At 50.2% G+C, this 16,439-nt stretch carries 11 protein-coding genes and 1 pseudogene; 11 read left to right on the plus strand and 1 reads right to left on the minus strand.

Annotated features, from left to right (window positions below; genetic code table 11):
- Positions 1-5: 5 nt before the first annotated feature.
- From L6H70_RS03615 to hydF (L6H70_RS03635), 5 genes are all read left to right on the plus strand, one after another.
- A complete protein-coding gene (locus L6H70_RS03615; RefSeq protein WP_236329854.1) occupies positions 6-1,751 on the plus strand; it encodes an NADH-dependent [FeFe] hydrogenase, group A6 in 1,746 nt (581 codons plus the stop codon).
- Positions 1,752-2,083: 332 nt separating this feature from the next.
- Positions 2,084-3,517, plus strand: a complete 1,434-nt coding sequence (gene hydG, locus L6H70_RS03620) for a [FeFe] hydrogenase H-cluster radical SAM maturase HydG (protein ID WP_236329856.1) — start codon at positions 2,084-2,086, stop codon at positions 3,515-3,517.
- Between the two features lie 24 nt (positions 3,518-3,541).
- Entirely contained in the window at positions 3,542-4,741 is a 1,200-nt protein-coding gene (hydF, locus tag L6H70_RS03625) for a [FeFe] hydrogenase H-cluster maturation GTPase HydF (RefSeq protein WP_236329858.1), read from the plus strand.
- Between the two features lie 20 nt (positions 4,742-4,761).
- Entirely contained in the window at positions 4,762-6,174 is a 1,413-nt protein-coding gene (locus tag L6H70_RS03630; RefSeq protein ID WP_236329860.1) for an aspartate ammonia-lyase, read from the plus strand.
- Between the two features lie 45 nt (positions 6,175-6,219).
- Positions 6,220-7,503, plus strand: coding sequence for a [FeFe] hydrogenase H-cluster maturation GTPase HydF (hydF, locus tag L6H70_RS03635; protein ID WP_236329862.1), 1,284 nt, complete (start codon positions 6,220-6,222; stop codon positions 7,501-7,503).
- Positions 7,504-7,754: 251 nt separating this feature from the next.
- On the opposite strand, the pseudogene L6H70_RS03640 reads toward hydF (L6H70_RS03635), so the two are convergent.
- Positions 7,755-8,264: pseudogene (locus L6H70_RS03640) on the minus strand (C40 family peptidase); the annotation flags it as partial.
- Positions 8,265-8,570: 306 nt separating this feature from the next.
- On the opposite strand from L6H70_RS03640, the gene L6H70_RS03645 reads away from it, so the two are divergent.
- The 6 genes from L6H70_RS03645 (at position 8,571) to kdpB (ending at position 16,403) form a co-directional block, all read left to right on the plus strand.
- A complete protein-coding gene (locus tag L6H70_RS03645) occupies positions 8,571-11,273 on the plus strand; it encodes a sensor histidine kinase (protein WP_236329864.1) in 2,703 nt (900 codons plus the stop codon).
- On the plus strand, positions 11,266-11,982 hold the full coding sequence (locus L6H70_RS03650; RefSeq protein WP_236329866.1) for a response regulator: 717 nt from the start codon (positions 11,266-11,268) through the stop codon (positions 11,980-11,982). Before L6H70_RS03645 ends, L6H70_RS03650 begins: the two co-directional genes overlap by 8 nt.
- 181 nt (positions 11,983-12,163) lie before the next feature.
- On the plus strand, positions 12,164-12,337 hold the full coding sequence (locus tag L6H70_RS03655; protein WP_236329868.1) for a hypothetical protein: 174 nt from the start codon (positions 12,164-12,166) through the stop codon (positions 12,335-12,337).
- A gap of 227 nt (positions 12,338-12,564) precedes the next feature.
- Positions 12,565-12,642 (plus strand): K(+)-transporting ATPase subunit F, encoded by a 78-nt coding sequence (kdpF, locus tag L6H70_RS28865; protein WP_206105117.1) that lies wholly within the window; start codon positions 12,565-12,567, stop codon positions 12,640-12,642.
- A gap of 33 nt (positions 12,643-12,675) precedes the next feature.
- Positions 12,676-14,352 (plus strand): potassium-transporting ATPase subunit KdpA, encoded by a 1,677-nt coding sequence (kdpA, locus tag L6H70_RS03660; RefSeq protein WP_279306723.1) that lies wholly within the window; start codon positions 12,676-12,678, stop codon positions 14,350-14,352.
- Positions 14,353-14,369: 17 nt separating this feature from the next.
- The gene (gene kdpB, locus L6H70_RS03665; protein WP_236329870.1) at positions 14,370-16,403 is read left to right on the plus strand and encodes a potassium-transporting ATPase subunit KdpB; all 2,034 of its coding nucleotides are present in this window, start codon (positions 14,370-14,372) and stop codon (positions 16,401-16,403) included.
- Positions 16,404-16,439: the final 36 nt, after the last annotated feature.

Here is a 16,439-nt window from a genome sequence, read left to right on the forward strand (position 1 = left end):
TAGGAGTGATCAGGTTGAACACGATTAAAATAATGATCGATGGTCTCGAGACGGAAGTCGTCAAAGGCACCACCGTGCTGGAAGCAGCCCGTGATCAGGGCATTAATATTCCATCCCTCTGCTATTTGAAGGGGGTTAACCATTCTTCAAGCTGCCGGGTATGCGTGGTTGAAGTCGGCCCGAGGCTTATCGCATCCTGTACCCTGATTGCAGAAGAGGGCATGAAGATTCTGACGAACACGAAGAAGGTGCGCGATGCACGCAGAACATCTGTAGAGCTATTGCTCTCCGATCATGACCGGGAATGCCTCAGCTGCTCCCGCGGGGGCGGCTGTGAGCTGCAGACCGTATCGAATGATCTGAATATCCGTAAAGTTACTTATACCGGTGAACAGTCCAGCCGGGAAAAGGATTATACTTCACCGGCCATTCTGCGTGACGCCTCCAAATGCATCCTCTGCGGACGCTGCGTTGGCGCTTGCGGCACGGTGCAGACCGTGGGTGCCATCGGCTTCGCCAAACGGGGATTTGATACTGTAATTTCCACAGCCTTTGGCCGGTCGCTGGCGGAATCCACCTGCGTCAACTGCGGCCAGTGTATTATGGCTTGTCCGGTAGGCGCACTTACAGAGCATGAGAACATCAGTGATGTTTGGAATGCTATCGCCGATCCGGGCAAGTATGTTGTCGTACAGACTGCACCTGCCGTACGTGTTGCGCTTGGAGAAGAATTCGGCATGCCTGTCGGCACGCGCACCACCGGTAAGATGGTGGCTGCACTGCGCAGACTGGGTTTCGATAAAGTGTTCGATACGAACTTCGGGGCGGATCTGACCATTATGGAGGAAGGTACAGAGCTGCTCTCCCGGCTGAGCAGCGGACAGAATCTGCCGCTGATGACCTCTTGCTGTCCGGGCTGGGTGAAGTTTATGGAGCATAACTTCCCGGATATGCTGGATAACCTGTCAACCTGCAAATCCCCGCATGAAATGGAAGGGGCTGTGATTAAATCCTACGTTGCCGGGAAGCTCGGTATTGATCCGCAGAATATTGTTGTCGTCTCGATTATGCCATGTACGGCGAAGAAGTTCGAAGGTGCACGGGAAGAGCTGTCCCATGAGAATATGCAGGATGTGGACTGGGTACTGACGACCCGTGAGCTGGCAGCGATGATCAAAGAGGCCGGAATCGACTTTGCGAACCTGAAGGATGAGGCTTTTGATAATCCGCTAGGTATCGGCTCCGGTGCAGGAGCCATCTTCGGTACAACAGGAGGCGTAGCGGAGGCTGCCCTCCGTACGGTTTTCGAGCTGACCTCAGGCAAACCGCTCGATACCGTCGAATATACCGTTGTCCGCGGCATGTCTGGAATCAAGGAGAATACCATTGAGCTGCCGGATGGTAAGCAGATTCGTACTGCGGTTGTTCACGGCCTCGGCAATGCCCGTAGGTTAATGGAAGCGATGCAGCGGGGGGAGAAAAGCTATGACTTCATGGAAGTGATGGCCTGCGCCGGCGGCTGTATTACCGGAGGCGGACAGCCGATTGTAGATGCCAAAACCTCCGAGAAGATCGATATCAAAGCCGCACGGGCTAAGGCGATTTACTCCGAGGATGAGGCGCAGACCATCCGTAAATCGCATAACAATCCTTTTATCAAAGTGCTGTACGAGGAGTTTCTGGGCGAACCGAATGGTCACCTTGCCCATGAACTGCTGCATACGCACTATACGGTGCGCTCGAAGTATTAGGTGAGCCTTCCCGGAGCAGAGAGATGTTGTCCGGTGATGGTCCGGGAAGGTGAGTTTTGAGGTTAAGTCAACACTTTCTAAATCAATTTTTAACTTGAATTGCAAGATGATTATGCTAATTACATTGAACTTTCAAAATAATATTCAGGGAAAAGTGGCGGAGGGGAATTTTGGAACTGTAGGAGCGGTAGAGTCCGCCTTTGTCTGCATATTTCTACCGCTAGAGGCGGTTAAATCAGGAAATCTGCAGACAACAGCGGCCGGAAGTCCAAATATTTTCTGGAGTCACGGCAATCCCAAATAATTTCATTAGTTAATTAACTTTTAGGAGGATGGTGAAATTGCGGAAGGATTGGGAACCAGCGGACTTTATCAATGACGCAGAGATATTATCCAGTCTGGAAGAGGCGAAGAGTCTGGCCGGGGAAGAGGCTGTTGTCCGGGCCATTTTAGAGAAAGCCAGGTGCTGCAAGGGATTGACCCACCGGGAAGCCGCAGTGCTCCTGGAGGTTACTGATAAAGAAATTCTGGCCGAGATTTACAGCTCGGCAAGGGTGATTAAGGAGAAAATATACGGCAACAGAATTGTCTTATTTGCTCCTTTGTATATAAGCAATTATTGTGTCAATAACTGCGAATACTGCGGGTATAAACAGTCCAATCAGGATTTTGTAAGGCGAAAGCTGAGCAAGGATGAATTGGCGGATGAAGTCCGTGTGCTGCAGGGTCTGGGCCATAAGCGCCTGGTTATTGAAGCAGGAGAAGATCATGTGCAATGTGACATTGACTATGTCGTTGATGCGATCAAAACGGTGTATTCCGTAAAGGTCGATAATGGCAGCATCCGCCGCGTGAACATCAATATTGCAGCAACCACAATTGAAGATTACCAAAAGCTGAGGGATGCGGAGATAGGGACCTATATTCTTTTTCAGGAGACCTATCATAGACCCACCTATGCAGCGCTGCATCACAACGGTCCAAAACGGGATTATGACTGGCATACCACGGCCATGGACCGCGCTCAGATGGGCGGGATTGATGACGTCGGCGTAGGTGTTCTTTACGGATTATATGACCACAAATATGACACCATTGCGATGTTAATGCATGCAGAACACCTGGAAGAACGGTTCGGGGTCGGCCCGCATACGGTATCCGTTCCCCGATTGCGCGAGGCGGACAATGTAAATTTGAAAACGTATCCATTCCTGGTGAAGGATGATGACTTCAAGCAGCTGGTTGCCGTTCTGCGGCTGTCCGTTCCTTATGCCGGGATGATTCTTTCCACCCGTGAAGCGTCGGCTTTCCGCGATGAGGTCATTCAACTCGGGATTTCCCAAGTGAGCGCCGGGTCCAGTACAGGTGTAGGCGGTTATATGGAGGCAAAGCAGGGATTAGCAGGGATGTCCAAGGAAAAACCGCAATTCGAAGTTGGTGATCATCGTTCGCCTGAAGAAATTATCCGCGGACTTTGCCGGGATGGCTATGTGCCCAGTTATTGTACCGCCTGTTACCGGGAAGGGCGCACCGGTGACCGGTTCATGCGTCTGGCGAAATCGGGGCAGATTCATAACGTGTGCCAGCCGAACTCGCTTTTAACCTTTAAAGAATATTTACTGGATTACGCAGATGAGGAAACCCGCGCACTCGGTGAAGAAATCATCCGCAAAGGGCTAGATGATATTCCCAAGGAAGCCGCGCGGAAAATTACTAAAGACCGGCTGGAGCGGCTCGAAAACGGAGAGCGGGATTTGCGCTTTTAATAGACCCATAAGGAGAGATTCGCAATGCAAACCACACCGCAATCTAACAAGATGCATATTGCAGTATTTGGCCGGAGAAATTCCGGGAAATCCAGTCTGATCAACGGGCTCACCGGTATGCCTTTTCTGATTGTTAACGACAAGCCGGGTACAACGACTGAACCGGTCTTCCAGGCTTTTGACATCCCGATAGTAGGTCCGGTAATTATCGTCGATACTGCCGGGATTGATGACGAATCCGATCTTGGCCGTTTCCGTGTGCAGAAGACCCGTGAGGTTATGGATCTGACCGATCTAAGCCTGCTGATCTTCTCGGGGGAGTCAGATGACTATAAGCTGGAAAAGGAATGGTACCATGAGCTGGTCAAACGCAACATTCCCGTGATCGGTGTGATTACAAAAGTAGATGATCATTATGTCGATGTGGATCTGTTAAAAACCGAATTGAAGATTCCGTTCGTCAAAATCAGTTCAAAGAAAAATATAAATTTCGGAAGCCTGCGCCATGCGATACGCGATTTCGCCCCTGCCGAATTTGAGCGTTCCAGTATTCTTGGCGATCTGGTGAACCAGGGTGAAGTCGTGGTGATGGTTATGCCGGAGACGATACCTGCACCGAAATACCGTTTAGTGTCCTCCCAGCAGCAAATCCTGCGTGATTTACTGGATCATCATGTAATGGCTTTGTCCGTTACTGAGGTTGAACTTCCGACACTGCTGATGAACCTCAAAGGGATGCCGGATCTGGTTATCACGGATTCCCAGGTATACGACAGTGTGAGCGAAATTCTTCCGGCCAACGTGCCGTTAACCACCTTTGCCATTCTAATGGCGCGGTTTAAGGGGGATTTGCCGACCTTTGTAGCAGGGGCTGAAACGATTTCCAGCCTGCAGCCGGGGGATAAGGTGCTGCTGTCCGAGGCCTGTATCCATCATCCGCATAACGGCGAGATTGACCGTGAACTGGTGAAAGCAAAGCTACAGGAAATAGCAGGAGGCAAATTGGAGATCAGAACCAGTGTAGGGCCCGACTTCCCGGCCAATCTAACCGGGTATAAGCTGATTGTGCACTGTGGCGGCTGTATATTCAACCGGAAGCAGCTGATGAACCGGCTGGCGAGCTCGGGAGAACAGCGGGTGCCGATCACGAATTACGGTATTGCCTTTGCTTATTTCAAAGGCATCCTGCCGCGTGTACTTGAAATAATGCATGTGAATTCTTAACTTAAGGAGCCGTCAAAACGATGGAGGAGCTATGCAGAGCAATGCGCCGTGAACAGGATGCATTAGGCATCAGGGATATTCCAACGTCCGCATATTATGGAATTCAAACGGCCCGGGCCATGGAGAACTTCCCTGTAAGCGGGCGGGCAGTTAACCCGAATTTGATCCGGAGCCTGGTCACGGTTAAAAAAGCGGCTGCGCTGACTCACTTGAAGCTAAAAACGTATCCGGCGGAGATTGCTTCGGCCATCGTGCAGGCTTGTGATGACATTCAGGCCGGGAATTACTTGGAGCAGTTTACTGTTGATGCACTGCAGGGCGGTGCAGGCACTTCAACCAATATGAATGTTAATGAAGTATTGGCAAATCGGGCGATTGAGCTGTTGGGCGGGGTGCTTGGAGACTACACGCTGGTGCATCCGCTGGATCACGTCAACTGCTGTCAATCCACGAATGACGTCTACCCGACCGCGCTGAGAATTGCTGCTATTGGCCTGGTCCGCAGACTCAGTGAGGCGTTCGCTTCCCTTCAGGAGACTTTGCAGGAGAAAGAGCTTGAATTCGCAGATGTGCTGAAGCTGGGACGCACGGAACTGATGGATGCCCTGCCGATGACGGCGGGCCAGGGCTTCGGGGCTTATGCCAAAGCGGTCGCAAGAGACCGCTGGCGGCTCTATAAAGCTGAGGAGCGGCTGAGGGAAATCAACATTGGCGGTACAGCGATCGGCACCGGAATGAATGCACCGGCCAAGTATACATTTTATATGACTGATCTGCTGCAGGATCTGACCGGCTATGGTCTGGCACGCAGTGAATTTCCAATGGACCCGACGCAGAATATGGATGTGTTCGTTGAAGTCTCCGGTCTGCTAAAGGCCGCCTCTGTGAATCTGCTGAAGCTCTCAGGTGATCTCCGCCTGCTGGCAAGCGGACCTGCAGGCGGGCTTGGGGAGCTTAAGCTCCCGGCTGTACAGGCAGGATCTTCGATCATGCCCGGTAAGGTCAATCCGGTAATGGCCGAGATGACCGGACTCGCAGCGATGCGCGTAATCGCCAATGATACAGCAGTTACCCTGGCTGCTGCCGGCGGACAGCTGGAGCTGAACGCTTTTATGCCGCTAATTGCGGAATCACTGCTGGAATCGCTGGAGATTCTGGACCATGCCGTCCGGTTGTTCGAGGAACGCTGTGTACGGGGGATTCTCGTCCATGCAGAACGGTGCAATGAGCTACTGGAGAACTCCGCCGTGCTTGCTGCCGCATTCATAGGCCACATCGGTTATGAGATGAGTACTGAAGTTGCTAAAAGAGCCAGCCGGGAAGGTAAACCTGTACGCCAAGTGCTTCTGGAATCCCGGCTGCTTCCAGTGGAGCAAATTGATCAGATATTGAATCTTAATCAGATCACGAAACCCGGTGTACCCGGCAAATAAACAATACTTGCGTTCACTTAAACTTTGGCACAAGGAGAGAATAACGTGAGCCTGAACGAATCCCCCCGTGGAAGCCGCCTGCATATCGCCTTATTCGGCAGGCGCAATGCCGGCAAATCCAGCCTGATCAATGCGCTGGCTAAGCAGGATATTGCTGTTGTGTCTCCGGTGGGAGGGACGACTACTGACCCTGTCTATAAATCAATGGAGCTGCTTCCGCTCGGACCTGTTGTGCTAATAGATACAGCAGGTCTGGATGATGAAGGAGAGCTCGGGGGGCAGCGCAAAAAGAAAACACTGGAAGTGTTGAACAAAACCGATATTGCCCTGCTGATTATCGGTGCTGACAGCGGTGTAACCTCCTTTGACAAGGAGATTGCCGGACTTATCCAGAGCAAAAACATCCCTGTCATTGGGGTATTAAATAAAACAGATTTGTTAAACAGGACAGAAGATCCGGATGGCAAAGACCTTGCAGCACTTGTGAAAATAACGCAAGAGTGGTTGGGATTCCAAGTCATCCCTGCCTCTGCGGCAGAGCAGCAGGGGGTCAGCAAGCTAAGGAAAGCGCTGACTACTGCAGTTCCGGAGGAGGATGGCCGCTTCCGCATTGTAGGTGACCTTCTGACTCCCGGTGATCTAGTTGTTCTGGTCGTCCCGATTGACAAAGCAGCCCCCAAAGGCAGGCTCATTCTGCCCCAGCAGCAGACCATCCGTGATATTCTGGAGAGTGATGCCATAGCGGTCGTTACCAAGGAACATGAACTGAAGCAAACCCTGGAGAGCCTAGGCAGGAAGCCGCGGCTGGTGATTACAGATTCGCAGGTTTTTCTGAAGGTTGCCGCCGATACACACAAGGACATTCCGCTTACCTCATTCTCCATCCTGTTCGCCAGACATAAGGGAAATTTGGAGGAACTGGTCAGAGGTGCGCGGGCGATTGACCGACTGCAGGATGGAGACAAGGTGCTGATCGCCGAACCCTGTACTCACCATACCCAGCCGGACGATATCGGCAGTGTGAAGCTTCCGCGCTGGATCCGGCAGGCGACCGGCAGGAATATCGAGTTTCATCATGCAAATGGCATGAGCTTCCCTGATAACGTGAACGAATATGCGCTCATTGTGCATTGCGGCGGCTGTATGATCAACCGCAGGCAGATGCTCTGGCGGATGGAGCAGGCGGCCTTATACGGTGTGCCCATCGTCAATTACGGCGTGGCCATTGCCCATGTGCAGGGGATCCTGGAGCGCGCGATATCCCCATTTCCGCTTGCGCGTCTGGCTTGGGAGGAAGATGAAGCGGGCAGGAATAGTGGCGATTGTTAGAAATCCGGTTGTGAAATCTATAATCTTTGGTCACGTAAAATAAACAAGCCGATCTGTTAAATAACAGAATCGGCTTGTTATATTGCATTGATTATAGAATTAGATTCATAGACTTATTCAAAATTGTACAGCCAATCCCAAGCATCTCCAATAGCCTGATCCTGAGATGAATCGTCAGCGGCAGATGGGGCGGAAGTGTCCGGGGAAGCTACAGCCGGTCCGCTATCCGTTGCCGCTTGTCCGTTTGCAGGTAATACGCGGCGTGCGGTTGTATAGTGGGAATCCCACCAGCCGGTATCGAGGGGAGTAATTGTCACTCCATCATCGCCGTAAGTGTGAAGTATTTTACCGTCACCCATATATATAGCTACATGATGCACCGGAGAATAGAAAAATACAAGATCACCAGGCTGCAGTTCATTTCTAGGGATAAATGTGCCAACGGTCGATTGTTGTTTTGAAGAACGGGGCAGGGAGATTCCATGTTGTTCAAAGACAAATTGCGTAAATGAAGAGCAGTCAAAAGAACTGGTAATCCCTGATTCAGCCCCGTACTCATAACGAACTCCCTGATACTTCAATCCCGTTGCAATAACTTGATCAGCGATGCTGGCAGAGACGGAGCTCGCAGGCGTTGTACTTGTTGCCGCATAGGCAGTACTATTGTTCCCGGTAATTCCGGTTCCGGCTGCTAATAAGGCTGCCCCTAAGCTGACTCCGATCGTGAAGTTGCGGATACGTCTTTTGTGAGTTGTATTCATGTGTTACCTCCTGTTGCTGCAGTCTGGTCTATCACCTGAATCAACCCTAACATAGTTTTTCTTAACATAAATTGCTAAGGACCTTGATAGTACGGTACCCGCAAGGCTTCTAAGCCATTTATTAAAAAAAGATTACAATCTTGTCATAAGTTTTTGTTGACATGTAAGGCTGCATGAGAGTTCCATGATTTTTGCTGAGTGAATCTTAATGCAATCTTAATGCTAGGGTCGAAGTTGTAATACTACGCTGATTTTGTGCATGCTATACTAGCTAACAGCAACTATATTGTCAGAAAGGGGCTTAACATGGCACCTCACCGAACCGGCGCAGCTGTCCTGCTGGAGCAAACTTCAGGGACCCCGGCGGAGAAAAAACGCGGCAGGTTAAAAATATTTTTTGGATATGCCGAGGGGGTTGGCAAGACCTGTGCCATGCTGTATGCCGCTCTTGAGGAGCAGAAGGAGGGTATGGACGTTGTCGCCGGACACATTGAGACCCATCACCGCCCGGAAACAGCGGCTCTTGCGGAAGGTCTGGAACGGCTTCCATTACTGGAGCTTCCCTCAAAAACAGCTGTTATCCATGAATTTGATCTGGATCAGGCGATCCGCAGACGGCCGGACCTGATTCTGCTGGATGATCTGGCTCATCATAACGCTGCCGGCTGCCGGCACAAAAAAAGATACCAGGATGTCGAGGAACTGCTGCGGTCAGGAATTAACGTATATACAACAATCAATGTCCAGCATATAGAAAGCCTGCATGATGTAGTATCGGCAATTACCGGCAACTCCGTAACTGAGCGTATACCGGATAGTGTATTTGACAGTGCCGATCAGATTGAACTGGTCGACATTCCACCCGATGATCTGATCGAACGTCTCAACAAAGGAAAGCTCTACCCTGTAGAGCAGGGGGAAGAGGCAGCCGGATCTCCTGTATTTGTCAAAACCAAGCTAATCGCCTTACGGGAAATTGCTTTGCGTTATACTGCAGATCAGCTGAACCGTATTGCTCAGCGTTACAGTGAAAGGGCGAACAAGAATACCTATAACACAGCAGATCATATTCTAGTTTGTCTGTCATCAGCTGCCTCAAGTAAAAAGGTGATCCGCACAGCAGCTAGGATGGCTGAAGCTTTCCGCGGATCTTTTACGGCACTGTATGTGGAAACGCCGAAAACCAAAGACCTCACGCCCAAAAGCAAATCGGAGCTCAGAGACAATCTCCGGCTCGCCGAACAGCTCGGTGCGCAGCTCGCTACAGTATATGGTGAGGATATCTCGGGACAGATTGCCGAATATGCCAAATCAAGCCGGGTCACCAAGATTGTGATTGGCCGTTCCCAGAGCAGTAAAAAAAGATGGCTCACTAAAACTAGTCTGGTAGATAAGCTGACTGTGCTGGCACCGAATATTGATATACACATTATTCCGGATACCCAACCGGCTCGCTACAACAGATTTCCGGCCTACGTGAAGCCGCACCTCTCACTGGCTGACACCTTGAAGACGATCGGGATTCTGACGGTATGTACCTTGATCGGACTGTGGTTTCAATTTCTCGGATTCCGGGAAGCGAATATCATCACGGTGTACATTTTGGGAGTTCTGTTGAATGCTTTGGTTACCAGTGGCAGGATTTACAGTGCGATAACATCGATCTTAAGCGTGCTTGTCTTCAACTATTTCTTCACTAAGCCTTATTTCTCTTTAGAAGCGCATGATTCCGGGTATCCGGTTACCTTTCTGGTCATGCTGCTGGCTTCCATTATAAGCAGTACACTAACCATGAGAATTAAGGAGCAGGCGCGCCAATCTGCGCAAAAAGCGTACCGGACAGAAGTGCTCCTGGAGACAAGCCGTAAGTTGCAGCAGGCGGAGGGCGCCCCGGCGATCATCAATGAAACTGCAATCCAAATGGTGAAGCTACTGGACCGGACGGTCATATTCTACCCCGTGGAGCAGGACACTTTAGCTGAGCCGCTGATTTTTCCAAAGTTAGAATCGGCGGTTAATCCCCGGGCATATACCGGTGTAAACGAATGGGCCGTTGCAGACTGGGTGTATAAGAACAATAAACGTGCCGGAGCAACCACGGATACCTTTTCGGCTGCCAGCTGTCTGTACCATGCCGTCCGCGGCGGGGATACCGTATTCGCAGTAGCTGCCATTGTTATGGACCAGGAAGAGCCATTGGGAATTTTCGAGAAAAGCCTTATGATTGCCATGCTCGGGGAATGTGCGCTCGCACTGGAAAAAGAGCTGCTGAATGAGCGGCAAAAGGAAATCTCGCTGCAAATCCGACAGGAACAGCTGCGCGCAAATCTGCTGCGGGGGATCTCCCATGATCTGCGTACGCCGCTTACCAGTATTTCCGGTAATGCCGGAATTCTTATGGGAAACTCTATCGTGTTGAGCGAGGAGCAGAAAACAGGCTTATACACGGATATATATGACGACTCCATGTGGCTGATCAACCTGGTGGAGAATCTACTGTCCATTACGCGGATCGACAATGGCAGTTTAAATCTAAATTTTCAGGCGGAGCTGCTGGAAGAGGTCATTGCTGAAGCCCTGATGCATATCAACCGTAACAGTGAAGAGCACATAATTCAAACGATGCTGGAAGATGAGCTGCTTATGGCCAAAATGGATTCTCGGCTGATTGTACAGGTGCTTATTAATTTATTGGATAACGCAATTAAATATACTCAAACCGGATCGGAAATCATAGTGTCAGCGAGACGCGAACAACACTGGGTACGGGTTGAAATATCTGATAACGGCCCCGGGATATCTGAGGGAGCCAAGAGCAAGCTGTTTGATATGTTTTATACGGCAGACAATCAACGCGGAGATAGCCGCCGTGGCTTAGGGCTTGGGCTGTCTTTGTGCAAATCGATTGTTCATGCTCATGGAGGTACAATTGAAGTAAAGGATAATGTACCGCGGGGTACGGTGTTCAGCTTCACCCTGCAGGCTGAGGAGGTGAATGTTCATGAATAAACCATTGATTCTTGTTGTAGAGGATGACAAGCCGATCCGCAAGCTGATTACGACCACGCTGGAGACACAGGGATACAAATATCATACAGCTGAGACCGGTGAAGCATCGATCCTGGAGGCAGTGTCCCATCAGCCGGATATTATGATTCTGGATTTAGGGCTACCGGATATGGATGGTGTGGACATTATCAAAAAAGTCCGGTCCTGGTCCAATATTCCCATTATTGTTGTCAGCGCACGCAGCGAGGACCGTGACAAAATCGATGCACTGGATGCAGGTGCAGATGATTATCTGACTAAACCGTTCAGTGTGGAGGAGCTGCTGGCAAGGCTGCGGGTCAGTCTGCGGCGTATCCGCTATGACAGCGACAAGCTGCAGAAGGATGCCTCGGTTTTTACCAACGGAAATTTAAAAATCGATTATGCCGCCGGCTGCGTATGGATGGAACAGGAAGAAATCCATCTGACCCCGATTGAATATAAACTGCTGTGTCTGCTGGCCAAGAATGCAGGCAAAGTATTGACGCATAATCATATCCTGAAGGAAATCTGGGGCAGTCACACCTATGATATCCCTGCCCTGCGTGTATTTATGGCGACTCTGCGCAAAAAAATCGAAAAATCACCTGCGCAGTCTAAAATCATCCAGACCCACATCGGTGTCGGTTACAGGATGCTGCAGGCTGGAGAAGACAGCAAAGTGATCTAAGTTCTTTTCAAGAGAATAATAATATATGTAAAAACCATGTTCTTTCGTGAACATGGTTTTTTGCTGTTTCTTCATCTCTTAATGCAATCTATATTCCCTCGCGGTAACCCTAATTCAGTACTAACGGCCGGAATGGTACGCTTAACAGGAAGAATATCGCATAACAGAAGGGGTCTTATTAATGAATGAATGGCTGCAAAATATCGGTCTGTTCTCCATGGTGCTGGCACTGCTCTATACCATTAAGAAAGGGTTTAATTATTACGATTTAAAAGGGATAGGTGATTATGAGGATGTTGAAATCACGAGGCAGGTAGAGGAAGCTGTCCAGAGTCTCCCCTCACGCAAATCTTAATGCAATCTTAATTCTGTCAGACTAACCCTAACCCTGAACTAATGGCAGTGGTGATAAGCTGAATTCAGAAGTTAGAAATGCTAAAGAGACAGATTATCCTGGAGAGGAGTGGTGAAGCTGATGATGGACGTGTATATGGTAGCAGCGCTCGCTGCAATATTCGGAGTTATCTACGCGTTTGCTCAGTGGTGCGGGCATGTGGCTGAGGACAAGGGAGGGGCAGAATCATGACAGTGGTATTAACAGTAACCCTTCTGTTGTTTCTGTATCTGGTGTACGCCTTGATTCATCCGGAGAAATTCTAATTAACTAGAGCTATATATAAGGGAGGGTCATCTGTGGGCATTGTGCAAATTATCGTAGTCATTGCCATACTGCTGCTGCTGGTAAAACCGGCAGGGACTTATTTATATCATGTATTCTCAAATGAACCCAATAAGACAGACCGTATCTTTGGCGGTGTCGAACGTGGGATTTTCAAATTAAGCGGCCTTAACAAGCGTGAAGGAATGTCATGGAAGACCTATGCCTTGAGCTTTTTGTCGACCAACATTGTACTGGTTGCCTTCGGGTATATCGTTCTCCGCTTGCAGGCAGGACTGCCGCTGAATCCAAACGGGATTAACCAGATGGAACAAACGCTAACCTTTAACACGGTAATCAGCTTTATTACTAACACCAATCTGCAGCATTACAGCGGAGAGACAGGACTTTCTTATTTCTCGCAAATGGCTGTGATCACCATGCTGATGTTTACTTCTGCGGCCAGCGGTTTTTCTGTAGCCGTCGCTTTTGTAAGAGGGATTACAGGCAGGGCGACACTGGGTAACTTTTTCGAAGATTTCGTGAAGTCGATTGTCCGGGTGTTTCTGCCGCTTGCACTAATCATTACCTTGGTGCTGGTTGGATTGCAGGTTCCGCAGACTTTGAAACCAACAATTCAGATAACAACTATGGACGGTCAAATCCAACAGATAGCAACCGGACCAGTCGCTTCCCTGGAATCGATCAAACATCTGGGCACAAACGGCGGGGGGTTCTTCGGGGCCAACTCAGCGCATCCGTTCGAGAATCCGTCACCGCTCACCAATGTGATTGAAATCCTGTCGATGTGGACGCTGCCGGCAGCACTTCCCTATATGTACGGTCTGTTTGCCAAGAATAAACGGCAAGGCTGGGGGATTTTTGCCGCCATGATGACCTTGTTCGTGCTGCTGCTATCACTCAATTATTATGCAGAGAGCAGCGGGAATCCGGCGATAAATAGTATGGGCATAGATGTTTCACAAGGCAGCATGGAGGGAAAAGAAGTTCGCTTCGGCATACCGCAATCCGCTTTGTTCACGACAGTAACGACTGCGGCCACAACAGGCAGCGTCAATAATATGCATGATACCCAGACGCCGCTTGGCAGTATAACGCCGCTGGCATTGATGATGCTGAATAATGTATTCGGAGGTAAAGGCGTCGGATTGGTCAACATGCTGATGTACGCCATTCTCGCAGTATTCCTCTGCGGTCTAATGGTCGGCAGGACACCGGAATTTCTCGGCCGCAAGATTGAAGCCCGGGAGATGAAGCTGATCGCGGTCGCCATTCTGATCCATCCGCTGATCATTCTGGTTCCTACCGCTGCCTCATTCCTGACGGATTTGGGTCAAGGTGCAATCAGTAATCCGGGTAACCACGGCCTGACGCAAGTTCTATACGAATACGTCTCTTCAGCGGCGAATAACGGTTCAGGTTTTGAGGGGCTTGCGGATAATACTACCTTCTGGAATATGATGACCGGGGTGATCATGCTGCTCGGACGGTATGTTTCCATTATCGCTCTGCTGGCAGTTGCAGGTTCGCTCCTCCGCAAGCAACCTGTTCCGGAGACGATCGGCACGTTCCGCACTGACAACGGCCTGTTCACCGGTATTCTTATCGCCACGGTGCTGATTATTGGTGCACTGACATTCCTGCCGGTTGTTGTGCTTGGTCCGATTGCCGAACATTTGACTCTACGCTAGGGAGAGGAAGAACAGAAATGAGTACTGTACAGAAGAAGAAGCTGCTAACGGGTCCAATGATGCGGAGTGCGGTCAAAGACAGCTTTGTGAAGCTGAATCCGGTGACCCTAATGAAGAATCCGGTCATGTTCGTCGTTGAAATAGGTACGTTTATTGTCTTGATGATGGTGCTGCTTCCCGGTTATTTTCATGCCTCGGAAGCTATAGGGTTCAATATTACGGTCTTCGTCATCCTGCTGGTCACTGTATTATTCGCCAACTTCGCAGAAGCACTGGCGGAAGGGCGCGGCAAAGCGCAGGCGGATTCCCTTAAAAAGACGAAACAGGATATTTCCGCGAACAAGGTGGCTGGAGGTTCGATAAAAATCGTAGCTTCTTCCGAGCTGCGCAAAGGAGATATCGTCGTAGTCAGCCAAGGTGAACTGATTCCCGGCGACGGTGAAGTCATCGAAGGCCTGGCCTCAGTGGACGAATCCGCGATTACGGGCGAGTCGGCTCCTGTCATTAAGGAAGCGGGCGGAGACTTCAACTCGGTAACCGGCGGCACGAGAGTAGTGAGTGATGAGATTAAGGTGCGAATTACCAGTGATCCCGGTGAGTCCTTCCTGGACCGGATGATTTCCTTGGTCGAAGGGGCCAAGCGCCAGAAGACCCCTAACGAAATCGCGCTCAATACCCTTTTGATCAGCTTGACGATTATATTTATGATTGTTGTGGTTACGCTGCGTCCCATTGCCGCCTATCTTGACGTTGATCTGGAAATACCGGTATTGATCGCTCTGCTGGTCTGTCTGATTCCAACGACAATCGGCGGACTGCTCTCGGCTATCGGGATTGCGGGGATGGACCGTGTTACACAGTTCAATGTACTGGCGATGTCCGGTAAGGCCGTTGAAGCCGCCGGAGATATCAATACGATGATTCTGGATAAGACCGGGACGATTACCTTCGGGAACCGGATGGCGAGCGAATTTGTTCCTGTTGGCAAGGAGACAGAGGAGGATGTGGCCGTATGGGCTGCGCTAAGCTCACTTAAGGACGAGACACCGGAAGGACGTTCAGTCATTGAGCTCGTTAAAAAGCTGGGTTACAGCTACGATGCCGGACTTGCTTCAGGAGCAGAGTTTATAGAATTCCGGGCTGAAACGCGGATGAGTGGAATGGATCTTTCAGATGGCCATAAAGTCCGCAAAGGGGCTGTGGATTCCGTCAAACGCTGGGTGGCTTCTCAAGGAGGAATCATCCCGGATAACCTGGATCAGCACTCGAACATCATTGCCGGCAAAGGCGGCACTCCGCTTGCTGTAGCAGTAGATAACCGCATCTACGGTCTCATTTATCTGAAAGATACCGTAAAGCCTGGTATGAAGGAGCGGTTCGAAGAGCTGCGCAAAATGGGAATCAAAACCATTATGTGTACCGGTGACAACCCGCTTACAGCAGCAACCATCGCCGCGGAAGCCGGTGTGGATGGATTTATTGCCGAAAGTACACCGGAGAATAAAATAGAGGTCATCCGCAGTGAACAGAAGGAAGGCAAGCTGGTGGCCATGACGGGTGACGGCACCAACGATGCGCCGGCACTTGCTCAAGCGGATGTGGGGCTTGCAATGAACAGCGGCACTACAGCTGCCAAAGAAGCGGCCAATATGTTTGATCTGGACTCTGACCCGTCCAAGATTATTGAAGTTGTGGCGATCGGCAAGCAGTTGCTCATGACACGTGGCGCACTGACCACGTTCAGTATCGCCAATGATATCGCCAAGTATTTTGCCATTATCCCGGCGATGTTCACACTGGCTATTCCGGAGATGGAAGTGCTGAATATTATGGGGCTTGGCTCGCCAAGTTCGGCGATTATCTCCGCGCTGATCTTTAACGCGATCATTATCCCGCTGCTTATCCCGCTAGCAATGAGGGGTGTATCCTATAAGCCGATGAGCTCCACCAGGCTGCTGCGGCGCAATATTTTCATCTACGGGTTCGGTGGAGTGGCTGTGCCTTTCCTCGGCATTAAGCTGATTGATATGGTTGTCAGCCTTTGGATCTAGAGGAACAAGTTCTAGCGGCAGAAAGGATGAACATTA

The sequence above is a fragment of the Paenibacillus auburnensis genome, from assembly GCF_927798115.1.
Lineage (GTDB): Bacteria > Bacillota > Bacilli > Paenibacillales > Paenibacillaceae > Paenibacillus_AQ > Paenibacillus_AQ auburnensis.

What these genes read in the sequence shown, in the direction of transcription:
- L6H70_RS03630 (WP_236329860.1), top strand. Translation starts at nt 4,762, where the DNA reads ATGGAGGAGCTATGCAGAGCAATGCGCCGTGAACAGGATGCATTAGGC.
- hydF (WP_236329858.1), top strand. Translation starts at nt 3,542, where the DNA reads ATGCAAACCACACCGCAATCTAACAAGATGCATATTGCAGTATTTGGC.
- L6H70_RS03650 (WP_236329866.1), top strand. Translation starts at nt 11,266, where the DNA reads ATGAATAAACCATTGATTCTTGTTGTAGAGGATGACAAGCCGATCCGC.
- L6H70_RS03645 (WP_236329864.1), top strand. Translation starts at nt 8,571, where the DNA reads ATGGCACCTCACCGAACCGGCGCAGCTGTCCTGCTGGAGCAAACTTCA.
- kdpB (WP_236329870.1), top strand. Translation starts at nt 14,370, where the DNA reads ATGAGTACTGTACAGAAGAAGAAGCTGCTAACGGGTCCAATGATGCGG.
- L6H70_RS03655 (WP_236329868.1), top strand. Translation starts at nt 12,164, where the DNA reads ATGAATGAATGGCTGCAAAATATCGGTCTGTTCTCCATGGTGCTGGCA.
- kdpF (WP_206105117.1), top strand. Translation starts at nt 12,565, where the DNA reads ATGACAGTGGTATTAACAGTAACCCTTCTGTTGTTTCTGTATCTGGTG.
- hydG (WP_236329856.1), top strand. Translation starts at nt 2,084, where the DNA reads ATGGTGAAATTGCGGAAGGATTGGGAACCAGCGGACTTTATCAATGAC.